Raw genomic sequence first — 6090 nt, 5'->3', positions numbered from 1 at the left:
CCTCAGAAGAACGCCTGCAGCCCGGTGATGGCGCGTCCCAGGATCAGCGCATGGACGTCATGCGTGCCCTCATAGGTGTTCACCGTCTCGAGGTTCGCCGCATGCCGCATCACCTGGAACTCCTCCGAGATCCCGTTGCCGCCATGCATGTCCCGCGCCACCCGCGCGATCTCCAGCGCCTTGCCGCAGTTGTTGCGCTTGATGATCGAGATCATCTCGGGCGCCGCCTCCGCCGCATCCAGAAGCCGACCCACCCGCAGGCTGGCCTGAAGGCCAAGCGCGATCTCGGTCGCCATATTCGCCAGCTTCAGCTGGAACAGCTGCGTATTGGCCAGCGGCCGCCCGAACTGGTGCCGGTCCAGCCCATATTGGCGCGCGGCATGCAGGCAGAACTCGGCCGCCCCCAGCACGCCCCAGCTGATGCCGTAGCGCGCCCGGTTCAGACAGCCGAACGGGCCCTTCAGCCCCTCGACGCCGGGCAGCAGCGCGTCCTCGCCAACCTCGACATCCTGCAGCACGATCTCGCCGGTGATCGAGGCGCGCAGGCTCAGCTTGCCGCCGATCTTCGGCGCCGAAAGCCCCTTCAGCCCCTTCTCCAGCACGAAGCCGCGGATCTTGCCGCCATGCGCCTCGGACTTGGCCCAGACCACGAAGACATCCGCGATCGGCGCGTTCGAGATCCACATCTTCGAGCCGTTCAGCACATAGCCCCCGGCGGTCTTCTTCGCCACGGTCTTCATGCCGGCGGGGTCCGAGCCCGCGTCCGGCTCGGTCAGGCCGAAACAGCCGATGAACTCGCCCGAGGCCAGTTTCGGCAGGTATTTCTGCCGCTGTTCCTCGCTGCCATAGGCATAGATCGGGTACATCACCAGCGAGGATTGCACCGACATCATGCTGCGATAGCCCGAATCGACGCGCTCGACCTCGCGCGCGATCAGGCCGTAGGCGACGTAAGAGGCGCCGATGCCGCCGTATTCCTCAGGCACGGTGACGCCCAGCAGGCCCATCGCACCCATCTCGCGGAAGATTTCCGGGTCGGTCAGCTCCTCGCGATAGGCGTCGATGATGCGCGGCTGCAGCCGGTCCTGCGCGTAAGACCGCGCCGCGTCCCGCAGCATCCGCTCTTCCTCGCTCAGCTGATCCGAAAGCCGGAAAGGGTCCTCCCAGTCAAAGCGGCCAAGATCAGGGGCGTCTTTCGGTTTCAGTGCGGGTGCCATCAATCCCTCCAATATTCAGGGCAGGACTAGCGAAATTCGCGCCTGCCGACTAACGATGAATATGGATGAGTTGATGAGATTTGATCATGACCTTGCCGTCCCGCCCGGCGCATACGCCCACGGTTCAGGAATTGCGCGCGCTGGTCTTGTGCGCGGACGCGGGCTCGGCCTCGGCTGCCGCCGAAGCGATGAGCCTGACGCAAAGCGCGGTCAGCCGCTCGATCCGGGGGCTGGAGGACCGGCTGGGCGTGCGGCTGTTTCACCGCGAACGCCAGCGCCTGATCCTGTCGGACGCAGGCCGCGCCATGGTCCGCGACGCGCGCGAGATTCTTGAGCGGATCGACGCCTCGGCCCGCATGGTCATGGCCTTCGGCGGCGGCGAGGATGTGCTGCGGCTGGGGGTCCTTCCGACTTTCGCCACCACCTGGCTGATCCCGCGCCTTGCTGCTTTCTCGGCGCTGCACCCGGAAATCTGCATCGATCTGGGCGAGGCGCTGTCCCCGGTCGACTTTCAGGATTCGGTCTTCGACGCCGCCCTGCAACGGACCGAGATGGCCCGCCCCGGCACCGAGGTCCTGCCGATCTGCGCCGAGCGGCTGATCGTCGTGGCCTCGCGCCAGCTGGTAGGGCCCGGCCCGGTGACCCCCGCCGATCTGATGGCCCATCCGCTGATCCAGCAATCGACCCGCCCGGATCTGTGGAGCGACTGGATGGCGAGCCTAGGGCTTGCCCCCTTCGGCCGCCTGCGCGGCCCGAGGTTCGAGCATTTCGACATGGTCATGGCCGCGGCCGAGGCCGGTCTGGGGATCGCGCTTCTGCCCGACATCTTCGCCGCCCGCGCGCTGGCCGACGGTCATCTGTGCCAGCCCTGCGACCATATCCTGCCGGGCCGCAGCCCCTATGCGCTGATCCGCCCCACCTCGGCGACGGCCCCGAGGTCGCTGGATTTATTCGCGGACTGGCTGCGGACGGTGGCGTCTGATGGCGGTGATCTGGCCCGCCGATGATCCCGTCAGGGCGCGCGCCCCTTGCAGACGAACGCCGTGCTGGCGAAAGAGCGTGGGCCGTCCGGTCGACCAGCCTCGAATGCCGCGCGCAGGGTCGTTGCGGCCAACGCCCGCTCGTCATCCGAGAGGGGGCTGATCAGCGGCCCGAATGGTCCCTCGCCAGCGGCGATCGGCAACCAGAAATCGTCGAAATTCTGGTAGTTCATCCGAATGGTCAGCTCCGCCTGCTGAATCTCGTCAAACCCGGCGGTGATGAAGGCATGTTCCAGTTCACCGGGCTGCGTCATCGGCTGAAAGCAGAAGCGCGTGCGGAAGGCCTCGGCCTTGGGAACGACCGCCGCAAGGGAATCGACCAGCATGCGCATCACCGGCATGCCGCCCGCATGGTCCCAGACCGCTGCAGCCGCCACGCCCCCGGGGCGGGCGACGCGCCGCATTTCGCTCATAGCCTGGTCGACATCGGCCACGAAATGCAGCACCAGCAGGGAAAACACGCGATCGAACCCGGCATTCTCGAAGGGAAGCGATTGCGCATCCGCTTCCTGAACGGCGACACGCGGATCGCTGTTCCTGGCGCGGACGGCCTCGACAAAGACCGGCGACATGTCGATGGCGTTGATGCGCGACAGGAAGGGAATATTCGACAGCTCGAACGTCAGGCTGCCCGTGCCGCAGCCGACGTCCAGCACGCTGTCGCCCTCGGCCACTTCGGCAAATTCGATGAACAGGGGCGCAAGCTTCCGGCTCCAGCGGCCCATCAGTTGATCGTAGGCGGAGGCTTTGTGTACGTTGAAGGTGGTGGACATTTTGCCCTCCAATGGCTCAACAAGGTCGCCATTTTACACCCGGAGTGCCGCCCCATAAAGTGGCTGCACGCTATGTTGTAAAGCCACGAGGCCCCAAGTTGACCGCGATCCCCACGCTTGCCACCGAACGCCTGCTGCTGCGCCCGATGCGGGCCGAGGATTGGGCGCCATTCTCGACCCTGATGCAGTCCGAGCGCGCGCGCTTCATGGGCGGGCCGCACTCGGTCAGCGCGGCCTGGGGGATGTTTTGCGCCGATCATGCGCAATGGGATTTCTTCGGCGCGGGGTCCCTGATGCTGGAGGACCGGCAGACCGGCGCCTGTCTGGGGCAGGTCGGCATCAACTCAGGGCCGCTTTTCCCCGAGCAGGAGATGGGCTGGCTGCTGTTTGACGGGGCCGAGGGGCAGGGATACGCCTTCGAGGCCGCCTCGGCCTTTCGAGACTGGGCCAGAGACGTCCGGCAACTTGCGACGCTGGTCAGCTACGTCGATCCGCAGAATGACCGGTCCTGCCGCCTGGCCGAGCGGTTGGGCGCGGTGCTTGACAAGACTGCCCGGGGGCAGGACCCGACCGATCTCGTTTATCGGCATTTCGGCTGACCGCCGGGGGAAGGGGGCGAACCGTGTCAGATCAGCGGCCTAATGGAACAAAGTCGCCGTGCGTCGCAGGCGCTTCATTTGTCCAAATATCGCTTCCCGGCTAGGTGATGACCTTTCGCGCGGGCTAGGATCGGTCATTCGCCCACCGCGCGGCACAGATATGCCCGCCCGCATCATCGTCCAGATACAACGGATAAAAGGTCGCGGTCTTGACCGCGCCCACGATCCGGCATTGCGCCTGATCTGAACACGCCGCCAAAGCCTTTTCCGCATCCTGCACCGCACAGAGCGCATCGGCGCAAACGACATGATGCAACGCGCCTGTGGCATCGGTCGAGATCAGACCGATCGGCGCCGGATCGCCCATCATGACCCCGACCAGATCGCTTTCTTCTATCGGCCGCACACGCTGCACCTGCGGAGGCGGCACATCGGGCCCATAGGCGATGGCGCTGGACCGCGCGACGGTATCAGCGGCATCGGTGCCGCAGAACAGCCCCAGATCGACGGGATCGTTCTTGCAGGCGGCAAGGAAAGCGCTGGCAAAGAGTATTGCGGCCAAGGGTTTCAACAAAGCCTCCGGTGGAAAAGCAGCTTCTGATACTTACGGGGAATGGTGGGTGTTGGCAGGCAGGTGTCCAACATAAATTTCCCGCAGGCGCGGGTTTTCGCGCGGCCAATGGAGCTTGCCCGGCTGGCCATCACCGGACAGGTCAAACTCGGCCGACGAGATGACCCAACGCAAAAAAATCCCCCCACCCCCGCGCCCGGCATTTCACGGCAAGTGCTTGCTTCGGCATCGGAATCCGTCACGCAGTGAAACCCAATAAAAACACTCAACTAATTGATTTCTCAAAACAATATTGACTTCGCCCGCACGGCCTCCTAGATATCCAATCAAGCAAGGCCAGCCAGCCCGTTCGCAAGCAAGCCAGCTTACATCTTCCCAGCAAGCCAGTTGTACCCACCCATCGGCAGGTCCGGCGCGCCCGCTTGGCAGATCCCCTTTCTTTCGCCTCAGGCCCGCCCGGGCGTCTTGCCCCGTCGCAGGGATTGACCTAGGGCGAGGGGCGTCAACCCCAAGCCACCGGCGGCCTTTCCCATGTTCTCGCGCCACGAACTCGCCCTGATCGGCGCGACGATCATCTGGGGGGCCAGCTTCCTGATCGTGCATCACGCCATGCGCAGCAGCGGCCCGCTGTTCTTCGTGGGCCTGCGCTTTCTGGTCGCGGGCGCGATCTGCGTGGCGCTGTTTCACCGGCATATGCGCGGCCTGACGCAGGCCGAATTGCGCGCGGGCGCTTCCATCGGCGTCGCGATCTGGCTGGGCTACGGGCTGCAGACGCATGGGCTTCAGACCGTCAGCAGCAGCCAGTCGGCCTTCATCTCGGCGCTTTACGTGCCCATCGTGCCGCTTTTGCAATGGCTGGTGCTGCGCCGCCCGCCAAGGCTGGCCAGCTGGGCGGGAATCGCGCTGGCCTTCGCCGGGCTGATCCTGCTGGCGGGGCCGCAGGCCGGGGGCGTCTCGCTGAGCCTTGGCGAGCTCACGACGCTGCTGAGCGCGGTCGCCATCGCCGCCGAGATCATCCTGATCGGCCGCTTCGCCAACCAGGTCGACAGCCGCCGGGTGACGGTGGTGCAACTGATCGTCGCGGGGCTTCTGGCCTTCGCCGCCATGCCGCTGGCGGGCGAGGGCGTGCCCACCTTCTCATGGGTCTGGCTGGCGGCGGGCTTGGGCCTCGGCGCATCCAGCGCGCTCATCCAGCTGGCGATGAACTGGGCGCAGCGGACGGTCTCACCGACCCGCGCCACGGTGATCTATGCCGGAGAGCCGGTCTGGGGCGGCATCTTCGGCCGCATGGCGGGCGACCGGCTGCCCGGGCTGGCCATTCTGGGCGCCGCCCTGATCGTGCTGGGCGTCATCGTCAGCGAATTGGGTCCGCGCCGCCGCAAGCCGGGCTAGGCATTTCCCTTGCCGCATCGGGTCTGGAATGCGACCATGGCCCGGTCATTCAGGACCAATCCACCTTGGGAGGGAACATGGTCAGGCTGAAGACCCCGGTCGCCGATCTGGTCGCCGCTGCCCGTGCGCGCATCGAAGAAATCGACACCCGCGATGCCTTCGCCCTGCTGGACGATCCGGGCGTGGTTTTTGTCGATCTGCGCGAACAGGCCGAGCGTGACCGCATGGGCTTCATTCCCGGCAGTTTTCACTGTCCGCGCGGCATGCTGGAATTCTGCATCGACCCGGAAAGCCCTTATTTCAATGAGGTTTTCGCGCAGGATCGGCGGTTCGTCTTTCACTGCGCCTCGGGCTGGCGGTCGGCGCTGTCGGCGGCGATGCTGCAGGACATGGGCTTTCCTGCGGCGCATCTGAAGGACGGGTTCAACGACTGGGCGGCCATGGGCGGTCTGGTCAGCCCGCCCGAATCGCGCGGCTAGGGCAGGGCGCTTGACAGCC

At 65.7% G+C, this 6090-nt stretch carries 7 protein-coding genes; 4 read left to right on the top strand and 3 right to left on the bottom strand.

The annotated features are described in order from the left end of the window. Positions 1–2: 2 nt before the first annotated feature. A complete protein-coding gene (locus IQ24_RS08925; RefSeq protein WP_145397598.1) occupies positions 3–1217 on the bottom strand; it encodes an acyl-CoA dehydrogenase in 1215 nt (404 codons plus the stop codon). Positions 1218–1303: 86 nt separating this feature from the next. On the opposite strand from IQ24_RS08925, the gene IQ24_RS08920 reads away from it, so the two are divergent. Continuing rightward, complete coding sequence (locus IQ24_RS08920) at positions 1304–2224, top strand: LysR family transcriptional regulator (RefSeq protein WP_145397597.1); 921 nt, start codon at positions 1304–1306, stop codon at positions 2222–2224. Positions 2225–2229: 5 nt separating this feature from the next. Here the strand turns inward: IQ24_RS08920 and IQ24_RS08915 are convergent, their stop codons facing one another. Then, positions 2230–3030 (bottom strand): class I SAM-dependent methyltransferase, encoded by an 801-nt coding sequence (locus tag IQ24_RS08915; RefSeq protein WP_145397596.1) that lies wholly within the window; start codon positions 3028–3030, stop codon positions 2230–2232. A gap of 98 nt (positions 3031–3128) precedes the next feature. Here IQ24_RS08915 and IQ24_RS08910 point away from each other — a divergent pair, with 98 nt between their 5' ends. Then, complete coding sequence (locus IQ24_RS08910) at positions 3129–3629, top strand: GNAT family N-acetyltransferase (RefSeq protein ID WP_145397595.1); 501 nt, start codon at positions 3129–3131, stop codon at positions 3627–3629. 124 nt (positions 3630–3753) lie between these two features. On the opposite strand, the gene IQ24_RS08905 is transcribed toward IQ24_RS08910, so the two are convergent. Beyond that, a complete protein-coding gene (locus IQ24_RS08905) occupies positions 3754–4200 on the bottom strand; it encodes a hypothetical protein (protein WP_145397594.1) in 447 nt (148 codons plus the stop codon). A 531-nt stretch (positions 4201–4731) separates the two neighbouring features. Here IQ24_RS08905 and IQ24_RS08900 point away from each other — a divergent pair. Continuing rightward, positions 4732–5592, top strand: a complete 861-nt coding sequence (locus IQ24_RS08900) for a DMT family transporter (protein WP_145397593.1) — start codon at positions 4732–4734, stop codon at positions 5590–5592. Between the two features lie 77 nt (positions 5593–5669). Next, positions 5670–6071 carry a rhodanese-like domain-containing protein gene (locus IQ24_RS08895; RefSeq protein WP_145397592.1) on the top strand — a complete coding sequence of 134 codons (402 nt, stop codon included), beginning with the start codon at positions 5670–5672 and terminating at the stop codon, positions 6069–6071. The last annotated feature ends 19 nt before the right edge of the window (positions 6072–6090 follow it).

The sequence above is a fragment of the Paracoccus sulfuroxidans genome, assembly GCF_007830335.1.
Taxonomy (GTDB): domain Bacteria; phylum Pseudomonadota; class Alphaproteobacteria; order Rhodobacterales; family Rhodobacteraceae; genus Paracoccus; species Paracoccus sulfuroxidans.
The sequence above is the reverse complement of the archived record's forward strand: the minus strand, read 5'-3'. Positions and strand labels throughout refer to the sequence as shown.

What these genes read in the sequence shown, in the direction of transcription:
- IQ24_RS08925 (WP_145397598.1), bottom strand. Translation starts at nt 1,217, where the DNA reads ATGGCACCCGCACTGAAACCGAAAGACGCCCCTGATCTTGGCCGCTTT.
- IQ24_RS08920 (WP_145397597.1), top strand. Translation starts at nt 1,304, where the DNA reads ATGACCTTGCCGTCCCGCCCGGCGCATACGCCCACGGTTCAGGAATTG.
- IQ24_RS08915 (WP_145397596.1), bottom strand. Translation starts at nt 3,030, where the DNA reads ATGTCCACCACCTTCAACGTACACAAAGCCTCCGCCTACGATCAACTG.
- IQ24_RS08900 (WP_145397593.1), top strand. Translation starts at nt 4,732, where the DNA reads ATGTTCTCGCGCCACGAACTCGCCCTGATCGGCGCGACGATCATCTGG.
- IQ24_RS08895 (WP_145397592.1), top strand. Translation starts at nt 5,670, where the DNA reads ATGGTCAGGCTGAAGACCCCGGTCGCCGATCTGGTCGCCGCTGCCCGT.